The organism is Flavobacterium sp. 103 (genome assembly GCF_003096795.1).
Classification (GTDB): Bacteria; Bacteroidota; Bacteroidia; order Flavobacteriales; family Flavobacteriaceae; genus Flavobacterium.
Window position 1 is genome coordinate 1,990,669 of record NZ_QENX01000001.1, and the last position, 16,633, is coordinate 2,007,301.

Here is a 16,633-nt window from a genome sequence, read left to right on the forward strand (position 1 = left end):
ATGTCTAAACCAGTTCGTGTGCGTTTTGCACCAAGTCCAACAGGACCTTTACATATTGGCGGAGTACGTACCGCTTTATTTAATTATTTATTTGCTAAAAAAAATGGCGGAACTTTCTATTTAAGAATAGAAGATACTGACCAAAACAGGTTTGTTCCAGGAGCAGAAGAATATATATTGGAAGCCTTGGAATGGTTAGGAATTGCACCAGAAGAAACTGTTGGTAAAAATGAAAAGTTTGGTCCCTACAGACAAAGCGAAAGAAAACATTTGTACAAACAATATGCTGATTTGTTAATTGAATCAGGTAATGCCTATTATGCATTTGACACTGCCGAAGCGTTGGACGCTCATAGAAAACAACACGAAGCAGAAGGCAAAACATTCATTTACAACCATCATAATCGTGAAAAATTAGACACTTCATTGGTAATTACTAAAGAAGAAACAGCTAAAAGAATTGCTAATAATGAAGATTATGTTATCCGTTTTAAAACTCCGATAAATGAAACATTGCATTTGCAGGATATCATTCGTGGAGATGTAAAATTTGATACGAATCTTTTGGATGATAAAGTGCTATTCAAAAGTGATGGAATGCCAACCTATCATTTGGCTAATATTGTAGATGATCATTTAATGGAGACTTCACACGTTATTCGTGGGGAAGAATGGTTGCCTTCTATGCCGTTACACGTAATGTTATATCGTGCATTTGGTTGGGATGCCCCAGAATTTGCACATTTACCATTGATTCTAAAACCAATTGGAAACGGTAAATTATCTAAACGTGACGGAGATAAAATGGGATTTCCAGTATTCCCATTAGAATGGAAAACCGAAGAAGGTCTTTCATCAGGGTACAGAGAGAAAGGTTTTTTCCCAGAAACAGTAATAAACTTTTTAGCTTTATTGGGATGGAATGACGGAACCGACAAAGAACTTTTTACTTTGGAAGAATTAACGGAAGCTTTCGATTTAAAAAGAGTCCATAAATCAGGAGCAAAATTTGACCCAGAAAAAAACAAATGGTTCAATCATCAATATTTGATGAAAAAAGAAGATACTGTTTTAGCTGAGGAATTCTCCAAAATTGTTGAATTAAAGAATCTAAACAGATACTTTTCCTTAATCGAAATGACAAAAATTGTTTCGTTGGTTAAAGATAGAGCACACTTTGTTTCAGAATTTTGGGAAATGAGTGATTTCTTTTTTATCGCACCAACAAGTTATGACGAGAAAGCAAGCAAAAATTGGAAAGCTGAAACTCCGGCTTTAATGCAAGAATTGATATCGGTAATCGAAGAAATAAGTGATTTTACTTCTCTAAATATTGAAACAATCGTTAAAGATTGGATGACAAAAAATGAAATTGGAATGGGTAAAGTAATGCAACCGTTTCGATTGAGTTTGGTTGGAGCACTCAAAGGCCCTCACCTATTCGATATTGTTGAAGTCATTGGAAAACAAGAAACGATTTCAAGAATTCAAAAAGCAATAGATAAATTATAAAAAAAAGCTCCCGATTTGGGAGCTTTTTTTATACTACCCTTTAAAAAGGGTTACTTTAAAATATTCTTTTTCATCAGATTCATAAAGCCAAATTCCTAAATCTGAAAATTTAGAAGAAAAAAGCAAATCATTACTTGATTTGACATTTTTTATATAATCCGCAACTTTTGGATTAGAGTTAATAGCAATAATACTATTAAAGTCAAATTTTATATTCTTAAAACCTTTAAAATTAGTATTAATACCATACTCCATATTACCAATGTTATTTGCATGAGCAAATGATTCATTGAATTCAACATTTTGTGCTTTAATCATTTTTCCAGAAGTCTTATCAACAATACTATAATGGAAAAAATCCTTTAAACCACCTGTTCTGATACTGAAACAAACGTTATCATTTAACTGAACCAAATCCACAAAAACTTGAACCATTACAAGCTTGCTATTGAAACCCGAATCATCAATTTTATTTATGGATTCCCAAACTTTATTTCCGGATTTATCAAATTTGAAAATATAAAAACCTTTAGGACTAGCAATATCATTTAATTTTCCTAACTCATCTCCATACAACCCATAAATATAAATATCACCTGTTTTAACATCTTTAATATAATTATTGATAGAAAGATCATCTCCAAAATGAAGAAATTTGTTATCATATCCTCCATCAGTAAATTTACCTCCACCATTCCTTGAATAAAGAAATACATGATTAGGTATTTTTAAATCATATGCAAGCTCATTTACTTTTTTTCCATCAGTTGAAAATTTTACTTTATATAAAATAGTATTGGTGTAATCTTTTGAAATGGATTTCCCATCCAAATCGACTGTTTCATCGTCATTAACAACAAAATTAAACCTGAATTTCTCTTTACTTTTAATAAAATTAGGTCCAATAAAATTGTTTAAATTAGGTTTTTCTATTTTATAAGTATTCTTTTTTCTGGTAACTATATCTTTAACTGACAAATAAAGATCATCTTTTACAAAATCAATATCAAAATCATCTTTTTTGTTTTTTAAATAAAATTCATTCTTTGCAGTAAAAGAACCACTTCCTCCATAAAAACTCCTCATATCTTTTATATCAGATTTTCCAATTTCAGTGTACTTATCATCAATTAAATATTTGGTTTTTGAATTAAACATTCCTGAAGAAATATCAGTAACTAATAAACATTTATCAGAAACAGAAAACATAGTTCCTATAATTTTTTTATCATTAAAAAGAACTTTTTTAGAGCCTTCACTATCATAAGTACTCATACTATTAATTGCATCTGCTTTAACCAAACCACCTATATTATCACCTTTTGAAATCACAAATAGATTACTTTTTGAAAGTACAAAATGATCTATTGGATGATTATTTTTCTCATACTTTTCCTGAATAATAGTATTTTGAGCAGTGACAAAAAAACTAGAAATTAAACAGTAACTAAATAAAATTCTTTTCATAATAGATGTAAGTTAAATAAAGGTTATAAGAGGCTAAAATAAATAAATAATTTAACAAATAAAATCTTTATTAAATAGTTTGGTATTGGAAAATAAAAGATTTTACTTCTGAAAATATTAAAATAATAAAACATTGAATGACAAAAAAAGAAATTGGAATAGGCAAGGAAAGGCAACCGTTCCGATTGAGTTTGGTCGGAGCACTTAAAGGCCCTCACCTATTTGATATTGTTGAAGTCATTGGAAAACAAGAAACGATTTCAAGGTTACAAACTGCAATAACAACATTATAAAACAAAAAGCTCCCAAATGGGAGCTTTTTTATTTAAGACATTCAATATAGACAGGTGAATTAAAAAACTCTAAAATATCCAGATTAGAATTCTCAAAAGATGTATTATCATATGAAGAAATTCTATCCATCAACAAGTTACAATCTTTAAAATAAAATTGAATTTTTGAAAAAATATCACCTCGCACAGAAACAGATTTAGGCTTCTTAAGATTATCAAATCGAAGACTTTCCAATATATTGCCGTTTAAATCTATTATATAAAAAATATAATTCACAAGACTACTTTCCTCATCATCCGATGATGTAGATGAAAGAATGAGTAGTTTAGAAGCACTCTCTGATAACACAAAATAACCATTTATCTCTTTTGAATTATTTAATTTAAACGTTTTAAATTTATTCTTCCCAATAAGAACATAATCAAAATCTTTAAAGCTTATTTTTTTTTCAATTTCAGAGTTTTCAAGTTTATAAAAAACTGTTTTTTCAATATAGTCAATTCGAAAAAAATTTGTTTTGATCGCAATCTTAGATCCACTATTAGTAAGAATAAAACTTTGAAAAGATTCCATAGAAAAGGAATTCACACTAAATAATAATAATAAAAAGTAAAAATGTTTCATTTAAAGTAGGTTATCTATAAGTTACCAAAAATACAGTTATAGTAATTCATAGTTGTTAACAAAATATGAATCATAGATTATTAAATAAAATTGCACAACTTAACTTTTGTAACTTAAAAGATATTCCTACGTATAACATACACATACTTAAAAACTTTAACCATGAACATTACCTTTATTTTTATAATCATCTTCGGCTTGATTATTTTTCTTTCCTCGTTTTTTACAGTGAAACAGCAAACGAGTATTATAATAGAACGTTTTGGTAAATTCCTGAGCGTAAGAAATTCGGGATTGCAATTTAAAATTCCGCTGATAGACAGAATTGCCGGTCGCGTAAATTTGAGAATACAACAATTGGATGTTTTGATTGAAACAAAAACCAAAGACAACGTTTTCATCAAAATGAAAGTTTCTGTACAGTTTAAAGTAATTCAAGAGCACGTCTATAATGCATTTTACAAATTAGAATATCCACACGATCAGATTACAGCTTATGTATTTGACGTTGTCCGTGCCGAAGTTCCAAAACTAATTTTAGATGATGTATTCGAAAGAAAAGATGATATTGCAATAGGTGTAAAACGCGAACTAAATGAGGCTATGTTGACATACGGATATGATATTATCAATACATTGGTTACTGATATAGATCCGGATATTCAAGTGAAAAATGCGATGAACAGAATTAATGCTGCAGATAGAGAAAAAACAGCAGCCATGTTTGAATCTGAAGCTCAGAGAATCAGAATTGTGGCTAAAGCTAAAGCAGAAGCAGAAAGTAAAAAACTGCAAGGTCAAGGTATTGCAGATCAACGACGAGAAATAGCCCGTGGATTAGTGGAAAGTGTAGAAGTTTTAAATAATGTTGGGATTAATTCACAAGAAGCATCTGCCTTAATTGTAATAACTCAACATTATGATACTTTGCAAGCCATTGGTGCTGATACAAATTCAAACTTGATATTATTACCAAACTCTCCACAAGCTGCCAGTGATATGCTAAACAGTATGGTGACAAGTTTTACCGCTTCAAATATTATTGGAGAAGAAATGAAAAAACAACCAAAAAGAGTCAAAAAAACAGATAATACTGCTATTGACTATAACCCATCTGATACTTCAGAGCCAACAGAACCAGCATAAAAGAAAATGTTTTACAATAAAAAAGAGGCTTAATCGCCTCTTTTTCTATTTATAAAATAACTGATAATGTATGGAACCACTGCTTTAATTATTGAAAGCAATTGATTTGGAATCGCTTCTTTGTATGGTGCCAAAAAACCACTAACTATATTTTCTGGTGTTATTTCATCTTTAGTTCTTTGAATGCTTAAAACTAATTTTTGATAACTAATTTCTTTTTCTAATTTTAAGATTTCAAGATCACGATCAATTGCTGCATATGATGAGTATTTTTTTGTCTCCATAATTAATCGTTAAAAAAGATTTCTGAAAATTTTTCTAAAATTGGTCCTTCAATTACTTTTTCCTTAATTAAAAATAAAAGGAAAGTGATAATTAAATAAAATGCTCCAACAATAAGAAATCCAATAGCATAACTGTCAAAATAAGTGCCAATCGCAAGAGCGGCAGCTAAAGAGCCAAATAACAAAACCATACTAAAACACAATAAAATCAAAGTAAACTTCAAAATCATTGTGGTAGATTTCATTGCAACCTTAAAACCCCACAATTTATAATAGGAAGCTGTACTCTCAAAATAAGCCTGCGCTTGTTCCTGAATATTCTCGGAGTTTTCTTTTATTTTATCAAAAGCCATATATGCTTGATTTTATTTCTGAAATTTAGCATTTTTTAATTTAAGTTCTGCTAATTTATTCTCTAAAAATGAAATAACATCCTCAGTCTTATGACTTAATGAAGAAACTATATTTTGATAATTACCATCAATATCATCTTTGCCTATTAATTCCTTTGCCTTTCCAACTAATTTTTCAGATACCTCATGATATTTATCCTGAAGATTGTGTTTGGCATCATCAAAACCATCTTTAAGTTTTTCTCTAGTTTTGGATCCTTTATCTGGTGCAAACAAAATTCCAACACCTGCGCCTATAGCTGCACCAACCAAAATAGCTACAATTGTATTTCCAGTATTATTTGACATTTTAATTAAATTTAAAGATTACTACTCATAAAAATACAACTTTATCAACAAACTTATGTTAACAAGCCGTTAAAGTGCAAATTACTGCTCAAAAATCCAAAATAAAGCCCCTGTTTAAACTAAAAATTAAAAATTATATATTTACATGTAAATAAAATAAAATTGTTTTAAAAAGAAGATATAAAAGTCAATTTCAATAAATATAAACTATAAATATTTATTTATTAATACTTAAAATAAATAATAGTTTAATATTATTACTGTTAAATTTTAATAGTAAAAACTTATACTTTAAAAAAGCTAATTTTTTATAAAACAACGAAGGAAAATATGATTGATGAAGGAAAAAAGAGCTGTTTTTATAAAAAACTAAAATAACAACTTCTAAAGAATAAAAAATATAAAAATATAAATTGATATCCCTAAAATCTAAAACACTCTTAAATTTAATTTATGGATGTTGATTTTTATCAATATTATTTATAAAATCTTTAAAAACAATCAATATATTATATAATAAAAAAGTGCTTTATAAAAAGCACTTTTGATTGATAAAAACTATATGTTAAATTTAAATTGAATTAAGTACTTCTAATACTTTTTCATTTTTTTCAATATTTCTTAATTCAGCAATTTGAGTTTCAAAAACTGAATTATTAACTAAATCCCTTTTTAGATTTAATAATACAAAAATACGTACAGTTGCTAATTGACTTTTCAAAGACATCGTATATAATTTGTGCACGATTTCTAAATCAATATCATTAGCTTTTACTTTATCGGAAAAATGTAAAAGCAAATTGGCAAACAATAAAGAATTATTGTCATTCTTCACATTTTTGACCACCGTTTGACAAAGTAAACTAAAATTGTCAATAGATTTGATGTTATCAACAATTGCATTTAAAAGAACAGAAGCATTATTATCATCCTTTTCTTTTACATATTTATTGATCTCTTTTTGTGTGTTCATCAACAAATTTGCTTCTTTTTTGTCCTTTTCTTCCCAAGCATCTTTAAGCCCAACTGTTTTGTTAAACACTAATTTTGAGTCAGTTGCATCTTTATCAACAACGAAATAACCCAAACGTTGGAACTGAAAATGGTCACCAATTTTAGCATCTGATAAACTTGGTTCAACAAAACCTTTTACGATTTGCAATGAAGAAGTGTTCATAAATTCCAAGAAACTTTTCTCTTTATGACTGTCTGGAGCTTCGTCTATAAACAAACGATCGTACATACGAACTTCAGCTTCTACAGCAGTTTTTACAGCAACCCAATGCAAGGTTCCTGCCACTTTTCTTTGACTAGCTTCGCTCCCACTTCCACTTCTGGAATCTTCATCATAAGTTACTTGAATCTCAGTAATAGTACCGTTTGCATCTTTTGTAACACTTTCTCCTTTAATTATATAACCATTTTTAAGTCGAACTTCATTTCCTAAACTCAAACGGAAAAACTTAGCTGGAGCCACTTCAAGGAAATCATCTCTTTCTATATACAATTCACGAGAAAAAGGAACTTTTCTATAGCCTGCCGATTCATCTTCTTGATTATTTTCTGCTTCAAGCCACTCCTCTACGCCTTCTGGATAATTGGTAATAACTACTTTAACAGGATCTAAAACAGCCATAACTCTTGGAGCCGTTTTGTTTAAATCTTCACGTAAACAGAAATCCAAAAGTGAAACATCAATAATATTTTCACGTTTTGCAACTCCAATCACATCACAAAATTTACGAATTGCAGCAGCAGTATAACCGCGTCTTCTTAGACCAGAAATAGTAGGCATTCTAGGATCATCCCAACCATTTACAATATTTTCCTGTACCAATTGCAAGAGCTTTCGCTTACTCATAACGGTATAGTTCAAGTTCAAACGAGCAAACTCATATTGATGTGGACGAACTTGATTTTTATCATAAATTTGATCCAAAAACCAATCGTATAATTCTCGGTGCATCACAAATTCCAAGGTGCAAATTGAGTGCGAAATTTGCTCGATGTAATCACTTTCACCATGCGCATAATCATACATTGGGTAAATATTCCAATCATTTCCAGTACGGTGATGATGACGATGTAAAATTCTGTACATCAATGGATCACGCATCAGCATATTGGATGATGCCATATCAATTTTGGCTCTCAAAACATGACTTCCTTCAGGGAAATCACCATTTTTCATACCTTCAAAAAGAGTTAAATTTTCTTCAATAGAACGGTTTCTGTAAGGTCCATCAACTCCAGGCTGAGTTGGAGTTCCTTTTTGAATTGCCATATCTTCTGAAGACTGGCTGTCAACATAGGCTTTACCATTTTTGATCATAGCAACAGCCCATTCGTATAATTGTTGGAAATAATCAGAAGAATACAATTCCTCAGACCAATCAAAACCCAACCATTTTAAATCTTCTTTGATAGCATCCACATACTCCTGCTCTTCTTTGGCTGGATTGGTATCATCAAAACGTAAGTTTACTGGTGCATTGTATTTTAGACCTAAACCAAAATTAAGACAGATAGATTTGGCGTGGCCAATATGCAAATATCCATTAGGTTCTGGTGGAAAACGAAAGCGTAATTTATCTTGAGGAAAACCGTTTGTTAAACTGTCTTCTATAATTTGTTCAATAAAATGAAGTGATTTCTCTTCTGATGCCATTTTTTATAATTATTTTAGCAAAGATAAAAAAAAGGTTTAAGGTTTAAGGTTTAAAGTTACTTAACAACCGTTAAACCTGAAACCTGAAACTTTAAACTGAATTAAAATGGGAACAATAAGATTAAAAAACATCCGCACTTTTTCGTACCACGGTTGTTTAATAGAAGAAGGAAAGATAGGTTCAGACTACAGTGTCGATTTGGAAATAAAAACAAATTTGAAGCATTCTTCGGAGTCCGATAACTTGAAAGATACGGTAGATTATGTACATTTAAACAAGATTGTGGTTGAGGAAATGGCTATTCGTTCCAATTTATTGGAGCATGTTGCCAAAAGAATTATCGACAGAGCTTTGGCAGAACTGGAAACCGTTTCAAAAATAAAAGTGGGAGTTTCAAAAATAAATCCTCCTATTGGTGGTGATGTAGAAGCGGTTACCATAGAAATGGAAGAAGAGCGTTATTTCAAATTATAGCAATTAGTATAAAAATAGAAAAAAGTTAACTTTAAACTTTTAAACTTTAAAATTTTAAGTTACTTTTGCCATCCGTTCAAGAATGGCGTCGTGGCCGAGCGGCTAGGCTGGGCTCTGCAAAAGCTCCTACTCCGGTTCGAATCCGGACGATGCCTCTAAAACCTCTAAAGCAATTTAGAGGTTTTTTTTATGCTTAATTTTTAGAAAAAATTAGATAAAGATGTACTTCGAATCCAGACGATGCGTCTAGACTTCTAAAGCAATTTAGAGGTTTTTTTTATGTTTAATTTTTAGAAAAAATTAGATAAAGATGTACTTCGAATCCGGACGATGCCTCTAAAACCTCTAAAGCAATTTAGAGGTTTTTTTTATGTTTAATTTTTAGAAAAAAGAAAAAATTAGATAAAGATATACTTCGAATCCAGACGATGTATCTAGACTTCTAAAGTAATTTTAGCTGTTTTTTTATGTTTAATTTTTAGAAAAAATTAGATAAAGATGTACTTCGAATCCAGACGATGTGTCTAGACTTCTAAAGCAATTTTAGCTGTTTTTTTATGTTTAATTTTTAGAAAAAATTAGATAAAGATGTACTTCGAATCCAGACGATGTGTCTAGACTTCTAAAGCAATTTTAGCTGTTTTTTTATGTTTAATTTTTAGAAAAAATTAGATAAAGATGTACTTCGAATCCAGACGATGTGTCTAGACTTCTAAAGCAATTTTAGCTGTTTTTTTATGTTTAATTTTTAGAAAAAATTAGATAAAGATGTACTTCGAATCCAGACGATGCGTCTAGACTTCTAAAGCAATTTTAGCTGTTTTTTTATGTTTAATTTTTAGAAAAAATTATTTAAAGATATACTTCGAATCCAGACGATGCGTCTAGACTTCTAAAGAAATTTTAGCTGTTTTTTTTATGTTTAATTTTTAGAAAAAATTAGATAAAGATATACTTCGAATCCAGACGATGCGTCTAGACTTCTAAAGAAATTTTAGCTGTTTTTTTTTTTTATCATTTAAAAAAAAATGAAATAAAAAAAAGAGACTAATAATAGTCCCTTTTGCTTAAATATTTTAATAAAAATTTACTTGTCTATTTTTTCAAAAGCATTTTTTACCATTTGCTTTTCTTTTGGAAACCATCCTTGAAAGATTAAAACTATTCCAAAAATCATCAAGACAACACTAATTCCTCTTTTTATTTTGTAAATATTGGTTGGAGTCATTTTGTGTTTCAATTGCTTAGCCAAGGCTATTTTGATGCAATCAATACTTAAATAAGTAATAATTACTGAGATAAAAAATGTAAGTACTCTAGAGGTTTCCATTTCTAATTTTGGTCCAACCGAAATAATAACCGCTAACCAAAAACCTAGTACACCAATGTTAATGATGTTCAGAAAAAAACCTTTAAAAAAAAGACCCAGATAGTTCTTTTTTATAATCTCATTATCAATTGATTTTGTATTCACTTTCTTTTCTTTTTTAGTTCCTAAGAAAGAAATAAAGCCATAAGCCATCATAATAAAACCTCCAAAAATGAACAAGGAAGAATTATCATTTAAACTTTGAATTAATCTATAACTACCTAAATAAGCAATTGTTATAAAAAAAACATCCCCTAAAACAACACCTAAATCAAAAACCAAAGCAGCTCTAAATCCTTTAATTATACTTGTTTCAAGTAAAATAAAAAACACAGGGCCAATCATAAAACTCAAGAGAACTCCCCATGGAATCCCCGTTAAAATATCGTTTATCATTAAAAAATGACTTTAAAAATTATTTATTATTTCTGAACAATAGTTCCACCCATAACTGTTTCTTGCTTTATTTCTTTTGGTTTACCATAAATAAAAATAGTACCTCCAGTTTTTACTTTAGCGTCAACAAGAGTAGTTGCATTTACATCGGCACTTCCACCAGCAAATATACTTATAGTTGTTTGGGAAGTTTCTAAATCTTTGCCATTAAAAACACCTCCAGAATTAACAGAAACCGATTGAGTGACTGCTTTACCCGTTACTGTAACAATTCCTCCTGAAAAGGCTTTAATAGTTGTTTTATCCACATCTAATACAACTGTAATCTTAGCTCCTTCCTGAGTGCCTAAATCAAAGGTTGTTTGTTTAAAAGTATCTGCACAAGTTACAGAACTACCTTCATTAGCATCAATACTTTGAATTTTTTTGAAATATAATGTCACTTTTGCTTCATCTCCTGTCATCAATTTTGTTAATGGCATTCTTATTTTCAAAAGTCCATTTTTATTAACAATTTCCACTTTGCTTTGTTCAGGCCCTGTAATTACAGCCTTAGTTTCATTGGAAGCTATTAAAGTTACGCTTAATTTATCAAACACTTTTACATCATCAAAATCCTTAAGAACTATTGTTGTTTGTGCAAAAGTAAATTGAGCCAGAAATACAAAAACTACTAAAATTATTCTTTTCATTTTTATAAAATTTAATTGTTAATATCACTATCTTAAAATAAGATTATTCATTTCTTCTTATAAAGTTGAAATCCAATTGTTTTTTAACTAAATCAGCATTTTTTACTTTTACATAAATTTCATCACCCAATTGCAATAATCGATCAGAATTGGCGCCCACTAAAGCATATTGCTTTTCGTCGAAAGTATAATAATCCTCTTTTATATCTCGGGTTCTCACCATACCTTCACACTTATTCTCTATAATTTCAACATAAATTCCCCATTCGGTAACTCCAGAAATAACACCCAGGAATTCCTGATCGTTATGGTTTTGCATGTATTTAACCTGCATGTATTTGATGGAATCTCTTTCGGCATTAGTTGCTAAACCTTCCATGGTTGAGGAATGTAAACATTTAGTTTCATACAATTCTTCATCAACCGATTTTCCTCCATCCAAATAGTACTGCAACAATCGGTGCACCATAACATCCGGATAACGACGAATAGGCGATGTAAAATGGGAATAATAATCAAATGCCAACCCGTAATGACCAATATTATCAGTAGAATATTTTGCCTTACTCATGGATCGAATGGCTAGAGTATCAATTAAATTTTGTTCTTTTTTACCGTTCACTTCTTCCATCAAAGCGTTCAATGATTTCGAAATGTCTCCTTTGTTTCTAAAATCAATTTTATAACCAAACTTAGCAATAAGATTTTGCATGGCTATTAATTTATCTTCATTGGGTTCATCGTGTATTCTATAAATAAACGTTTTCTTTTGTTTACCAATGTATTCCGCCACTTTTCTATTTGCTAAAAGCATAAATTCTTCAATCAAATGATTAGCGTCTTTTGAAATTTTAAAATAAACTCCTTCTGGTTCTCCCTCTGCATCCAAATTGAATTTTACTTCTACTTTATCAAACGAAATAGCGCCCTCATTCATTCTATTTCTTCTGAATATCTTGGCTAATTGATCCATTTTAAGCGTAGCTGCAACAATTTCATCTGAAACCACATAAGAACTTCCAGTAATTGAAATATCAACAGGAATGGTATTGTCTTTAGTTTCTATGATGTACTGTGCCTCTTCATAAGCAAAACGTTGATCGGAGAAAATTACAGTTCTACCAAACCATTGATTTACTACTTTACTAGTTTCTGTAATTTCAAAAATAGCCGAGAACGTGTATTTTTCTTCTTGTGGCCTCAATGAACAGGCAAAATTAGAAAGCACTTCAGGTAACATTGGTACTACCCTATCGACTAAATAAACCGATGTAGCTCTTTGAAAAGCTTCATCATCGAGTATGGTCCCTTCTTCCAAATAATAAGAAACATCGGCTATATGAATTCCAATTTCATAATTACCATTTTCTAATTGTTTGAAAGACAAAGCATCATCAAAATCTTTAGCATCTTTTGGATCAATTGTAAAAGTCAGCGTATCACGCATATCACGACGTTTCGCAATTTCACTGGCTTCAATCGAAGTGTCTATTTTTTGGGCAAAGGTTTCCACTTCGATAGGAAATTCAGCAGGTAAACCATATTCAGCTAAAATAGCGTGAATTTCAGTATCGTGTTCTCCTGGTTTTCCAAGAACTTTTACCACTTTTCCAAAAGGACTATCGGCTCTTGAAGGCCAATCTTCGATATGAACCAAAACTACATCACCTTGCTCCGCCTCCCCTATTTTATCTTTTGGAATAAAAATATCCGTGTACATTTTTGGGTTAGCAGTTGAGACAAAAGAGAAATTCTTTTGAATGTCAATAACCCCAACAAAGTCGGTTTTATATCTTTCAATCACTTCAATCACTTCTCCTTCAGCTCTTCGTCCGCTTCTTTTATTATAAACGTAAACTTTTACTTTGTCTTTATCTAAAGCATGATTCAAATTATTACTTGGAATAAAAACGTCTTCTTCAAATTCTGGACAAATAAAATACGCCGTTTTACGACCGGTCATATCAATTGTTCCTTCGTAATACTCTTTACTTGCTGCTTTTATCAAATATTTTCCAGGTTCGGATTCTATAATTTTCTTTGAAGCAGCCAAAATCTTTAAATCTTTTATAATTTGATTACGGCTTTGGGTATCGTCCAATTCTAACTTGGCTCCTATTTGCTTATAATTAAAGGCTTTATTGGCACTTTGCGATAATATTTTTATAATTTTATCTGAGAAATCCTTCTCTTTCTTTATCGGCTTTCTTAATCTTTTACTCATGTATCTTTTCTTAAAAGTCTAAAATTACAAAATTGTATTCACTATTCCTTATTCTACCTAGAGTTTTAAACTAATAATAACTTTACTACATTTATAAAAAATTCAAAATGAAAGACTTTAAAACGATTGCTATTTTTAACTATCCACATGAAATCGTGGTACTTAGACATATTCTGGATCAGGAAGAAATTCATTATTTTTTCGAAAACGAACACATTGTCTCCATTGACCCACTGGCAAGCTTTGCCTACGGTGGAATTCAATTGAAAGTACACCCAAACGATTTTGAACAAGTTCAAGAAATACTAGACAATTTGAATTCCAAACTTTCTATCGTTTAAGAAATTTCAAAAATTCAATTCAATTTTTTTGTTTTCAAATTTTAAAGTTGTCAACATATATTAAATACAACAAAAAGAAAATTTAAATTTAAATTAATTATTTATGGTTATTATAGCTTGTTAATAGTTGCTATAAATTTCTAAAAAAATGTATTGAAATGAAGTTTTAGCTTTTTATCTTGAGTTATTAACATAGTTATTTTAACTTAAATTGCTGTCTTTTAAGATAATTTTTAGATTAGTTAACAACTGTTAACAATTCAAAAAATATACAAATTGTAAATAAGTGAATTTTGTTTTCTTGTTGAAAAACCAATTTTAAGTATTGATAACTTTTCTAAAAATTCATCAAACTTTATTTGGATTTTAAATATAGGTTTTGGATTACTTATTTTTTGTTTACAAACCCAAAAAACTTCTAAAATTCTATCTAAAGTTATAAACATTTTATGTTAATTTAAGGTTAACTGAATATCAAGTAGTTAGCTTTTACTATTAACAATACAAAATATTAACATTTTAATTACATTCTGTACATTGATTTACAGACTATTGTGTATTTATGAAAATGTTAATAACCTTCAAATTTTCTTATAATCAAGGAGTTGTGTTACATTTATATTAAATTGATTTCTCTTTAAATTCTTAATCTATTATTAGAATTGAATAACTGTTTTTTGGCTTATATCTAAAATACTTTGGTTAAATTTGCAGTTCAAAATCTAATACAAAAAAAATGAAAATTTCGATAGGGAATGACCACGCCGGACCAGATTATAAAAAAGCAATTGTTGCAATGCTTGAAGCAAAAGGATATGAAGTAACCAATTACGGTACAGATACTGAAGCAAGTGTTGATTATCCTGATTTTGCGCATCCGGTTGCTGAAGATGTAAGTGAAGGTAGAGCTGATTTTGGAATTGTTATTTGCGGAAGCGGAAATGGAATTGCTATGACTGTTAATAAACATGCTAAAATCCGTGCAGGTTTATGTTGGACTAAGGAAATTGCAGTTTTGACAAGATTACATAATGATGCCAATATTGTTAGTATTCCGGCACGATTTACTTCTATTCCACAAGCAGTAGAAATTGTTGAAACTTTCTTGGCTACTGAATTTGAAGGAGGAAGACATCAAAATAGAGTGAATAAAATCGCTTGTCACTAAAAAAAAATCGCGAGGTGCTTCGCACCAAAATATTTAAAGGCTCAGTTTTAAACTGGGCTTTTTTTGTTTTATAATGGTATTAGATCAAAATAAAACAATGCGATAATGGTTATAATTTGAAGAGTAACTATTCCGAAAAATTTCAGCAAATAACTTGTTTTTGCTGTCTTGTGCCGAAAAATCGACATCGCAAGCGATGATCCAATTGTTCCTCCAATGACCACCCAAGCCAAAAGTGTTTTTTCCGAAATTCTATTTTTGTTTTTAATAGCTAGTTGTTTGTCATAAGCAATTGTAATGAATGCTACAATATTAACAAGAAAAAAGAAATATAAAAATAAATTCATTTGAGTAAAATAAAGGTTCAAAGATAGCAGAAGTTTGTTGTTTTTCTTATATTTAGAGTTCTTATTTAAGCCTTTAAAATGTATAAACTATGAGCCCAATTAAATTATTTGAAGAGAAAAAAGTACGTAGCTATTACGATGCTGAAAAGGAAATTTGGTATTTCTCAGTTATTGATGTGATTCAGATTTTAACTGGAACTGATAGGCCTAGAAAATATTGGGGAGATTTAAAAGCTAAACTTTTAAAAGAGGGAAGTGAAGTGTCCGATAAAATCGGACAGTTGAAAATGGAAGCAACAGATGGGAAACAAAGAACTACAGATGTGGCTGATACCGAACAACTTTTGAGATTAATCCAATCTATACCCTCACCAAAAGCGGAACCGTTCAAACAATGGTTGGCCAAAGTCGGTTACGAACGAATGAAAGAATTGGCAGATCCAGCTCAAAGTTTAGATCGTGCCCGTGAAAATTGGCAAAAACTAGGAAGAAGCGAAAAATGGATTCAGCAACGAATGACGGGGCAAGAAACTAGAAATAAGCTCACAGACTATTGGAAAGAAAGCGGTGTCGAAAAACAAGACGAGTTTGCGTTATTAACCAATATTATTCATCAGGAATGGACGGGATTGTCGGTAAAAAAGCATAAAGAAGTTAAGGGCTTGGAAACCCAAAATTTAAGAGATCATATGAGTGAAGCCGAATTGATTTTTACTGCATTGGCTGAACTTTCCACAAGGCAAATAGCCGAAAGTGACCAAGCCAAAGGACTCGTCGAAAATGCGAAAGCAAGCAAAAAAGGAGGCACCATTGCCAAAAATGCGAGGATTGCACTAGAAGACAAAACCGGAAAAAGTGTAGTGACCGGTGAGAATTTTTTACCTCCAGCAAAAAACAAAGTAAACGAATAGAAATACATTCCTTT

At 30.2% G+C, this 16,633-nt stretch carries 16 protein-coding genes, 1 tRNA gene and 1 pseudogene; 8 read left to right on the plus strand and 10 right to left on the minus strand.

The annotated features are described in order from the left end of the window. Window positions 1–1,512: a glutamate--tRNA ligase gene (gltX, locus tag C8C85_RS07980; protein ID WP_116796600.1), complete on the plus strand. Its 1,512-nt coding sequence runs from the start codon at window positions 1–3 to the stop codon at window positions 1,510–1,512. A gap of 33 nt (window positions 1,513–1,545) precedes the next feature. Here the strand turns inward: gltX and C8C85_RS07985 are convergent, their stop codons facing one another. Beyond that, on the minus strand, window positions 1,546–2,979 hold the full coding sequence (locus C8C85_RS07985; protein ID WP_116796601.1) for a hypothetical protein: 1,434 nt from the start codon (window positions 2,977–2,979) through the stop codon (window positions 1,546–1,548). Between the two features lie 92 nt (window positions 2,980–3,071). On the opposite strand from C8C85_RS07985, the pseudogene C8C85_RS07990 reads away from it, so the two are divergent. Beyond that, a pseudogene (locus tag C8C85_RS07990) lies at window positions 3,072–3,272 on the plus strand (glutamate--tRNA ligase); the annotation flags it as partial. A gap of 28 nt (window positions 3,273–3,300) precedes the next feature. Here the strand turns inward: C8C85_RS07990 and C8C85_RS07995 are convergent. Next, the gene (locus C8C85_RS07995; protein WP_116796602.1) at window positions 3,301–3,846 is read right to left on the minus strand and encodes a hypothetical protein; all 546 of its coding nucleotides are present in this window, start codon (window positions 3,844–3,846) and stop codon (window positions 3,301–3,303) included. Between the two features lie 213 nt (window positions 3,847–4,059). Between C8C85_RS07995 and C8C85_RS08000 the strand changes: the two genes are divergently transcribed. Beyond that, entirely contained in the window at window positions 4,060–5,043 is a 984-nt protein-coding gene (locus C8C85_RS08000; RefSeq protein WP_116796603.1) for an SPFH domain-containing protein, read from the plus strand. 29 nt (window positions 5,044–5,072) lie between these two features. Here C8C85_RS08000 and C8C85_RS08005 read toward each other — a convergent pair whose 3' ends face one another. The 4 genes from C8C85_RS08005 to C8C85_RS08020 all read right to left on the minus strand — a co-directional run bounded on the left by C8C85_RS08005 (window position 5,073) and on the right by C8C85_RS08020 (window position 8,696). Beyond that, window positions 5,073–5,327 (minus strand): DUF6327 family protein, encoded by a 255-nt coding sequence (locus C8C85_RS08005; RefSeq protein ID WP_116796604.1) that lies wholly within the window; start codon window positions 5,325–5,327, stop codon window positions 5,073–5,075. Between the two features lie 2 nt (window positions 5,328–5,329). After that, window positions 5,330–5,680, minus strand: coding sequence for a phage holin family protein (locus tag C8C85_RS08010; RefSeq protein WP_116796605.1), 351 nt, complete (start codon window positions 5,678–5,680; stop codon window positions 5,330–5,332). A 12-nt stretch (window positions 5,681–5,692) separates the two neighbouring features. Further along, complete coding sequence (locus C8C85_RS08015) at window positions 5,693–6,028, minus strand: YtxH domain-containing protein (protein ID WP_077377526.1); 336 nt, start codon at window positions 6,026–6,028, stop codon at window positions 5,693–5,695. A gap of 571 nt (window positions 6,029–6,599) precedes the next feature. Then, window positions 6,600–8,696, minus strand: coding sequence for a glutamine--tRNA ligase/YqeY domain fusion protein (locus tag C8C85_RS08020; RefSeq protein ID WP_116796606.1), 2,097 nt, complete (start codon window positions 8,694–8,696; stop codon window positions 6,600–6,602). A 106-nt stretch (window positions 8,697–8,802) separates the two neighbouring features. On the opposite strand from C8C85_RS08020, the gene folB reads away from it, so the two are divergent. After that, a complete protein-coding gene (folB, locus tag C8C85_RS08025) occupies window positions 8,803–9,171 on the plus strand; it encodes a dihydroneopterin aldolase (RefSeq protein WP_116796607.1) in 369 nt (122 codons plus the stop codon). An 84-nt stretch (window positions 9,172–9,255) separates the two neighbouring features. Then, window positions 9,256–9,326 (plus strand) — tRNA-Cys (locus C8C85_RS18445). Window positions 9,327–10,258: 932 nt separating this feature from the next. On the opposite strand, the gene C8C85_RS08030 is transcribed toward C8C85_RS18445, so the two are convergent. Genes C8C85_RS08030 through rnr form a run of 3 tightly spaced genes read right to left on the minus strand, consistent with a single transcriptional unit; the run spans window position 10,259 to window position 13,852 of the window. Further along, window positions 10,259–10,936: a LysE family translocator gene (locus C8C85_RS08030; RefSeq protein ID WP_116796608.1), complete on the minus strand. Its 678-nt coding sequence runs from the start codon at window positions 10,934–10,936 to the stop codon at window positions 10,259–10,261. Window positions 10,937–10,962: 26 nt separating this feature from the next. After that, window positions 10,963–11,628, minus strand: coding sequence for a head GIN domain-containing protein (locus C8C85_RS08035; RefSeq protein WP_116796609.1), 666 nt, complete (start codon window positions 11,626–11,628; stop codon window positions 10,963–10,965). Between the two features lie 43 nt (window positions 11,629–11,671). Continuing rightward, window positions 11,672–13,852 carry a ribonuclease R gene (gene rnr, locus C8C85_RS08040; RefSeq protein ID WP_116796610.1) on the minus strand — a complete coding sequence of 727 codons (2,181 nt, stop codon included), beginning with the start codon at window positions 13,850–13,852 and terminating at the stop codon, window positions 11,672–11,674. A gap of 107 nt (window positions 13,853–13,959) precedes the next feature. On the opposite strand from rnr, the gene C8C85_RS08045 reads away from it, so the two are divergent. Together C8C85_RS08045 and rpiB are read left to right on the plus strand one after the other, a co-directional pair. Beyond that, on the plus strand, window positions 13,960–14,193 hold the full coding sequence (locus C8C85_RS08045; protein ID WP_111408370.1) for a DUF2007 domain-containing protein: 234 nt from the start codon (window positions 13,960–13,962) through the stop codon (window positions 14,191–14,193). 736 nt (window positions 14,194–14,929) lie between these two features. Continuing rightward, entirely contained in the window at window positions 14,930–15,361 is a 432-nt protein-coding gene (rpiB, locus tag C8C85_RS08055) for a ribose 5-phosphate isomerase B (RefSeq protein ID WP_077374707.1), read from the plus strand. 68 nt (window positions 15,362–15,429) lie between these two features. On the opposite strand, the gene C8C85_RS08060 is transcribed toward rpiB, so the two are convergent. After that, the gene (locus tag C8C85_RS08060) at window positions 15,430–15,708 is read right to left on the minus strand and encodes a DUF1294 domain-containing protein (protein ID WP_116796612.1); all 279 of its coding nucleotides are present in this window, start codon (window positions 15,706–15,708) and stop codon (window positions 15,430–15,432) included. 89 nt (window positions 15,709–15,797) lie between these two features. Here C8C85_RS08060 and C8C85_RS08065 point away from each other — a divergent pair, with 89 nt between their 5' ends. Further along, entirely contained in the window at window positions 15,798–16,619 is an 822-nt protein-coding gene (locus tag C8C85_RS08065; protein ID WP_116796613.1) for a Bro-N domain-containing protein, read from the plus strand. The last annotated feature ends 14 nt before the right edge of the window (window positions 16,620–16,633 follow it).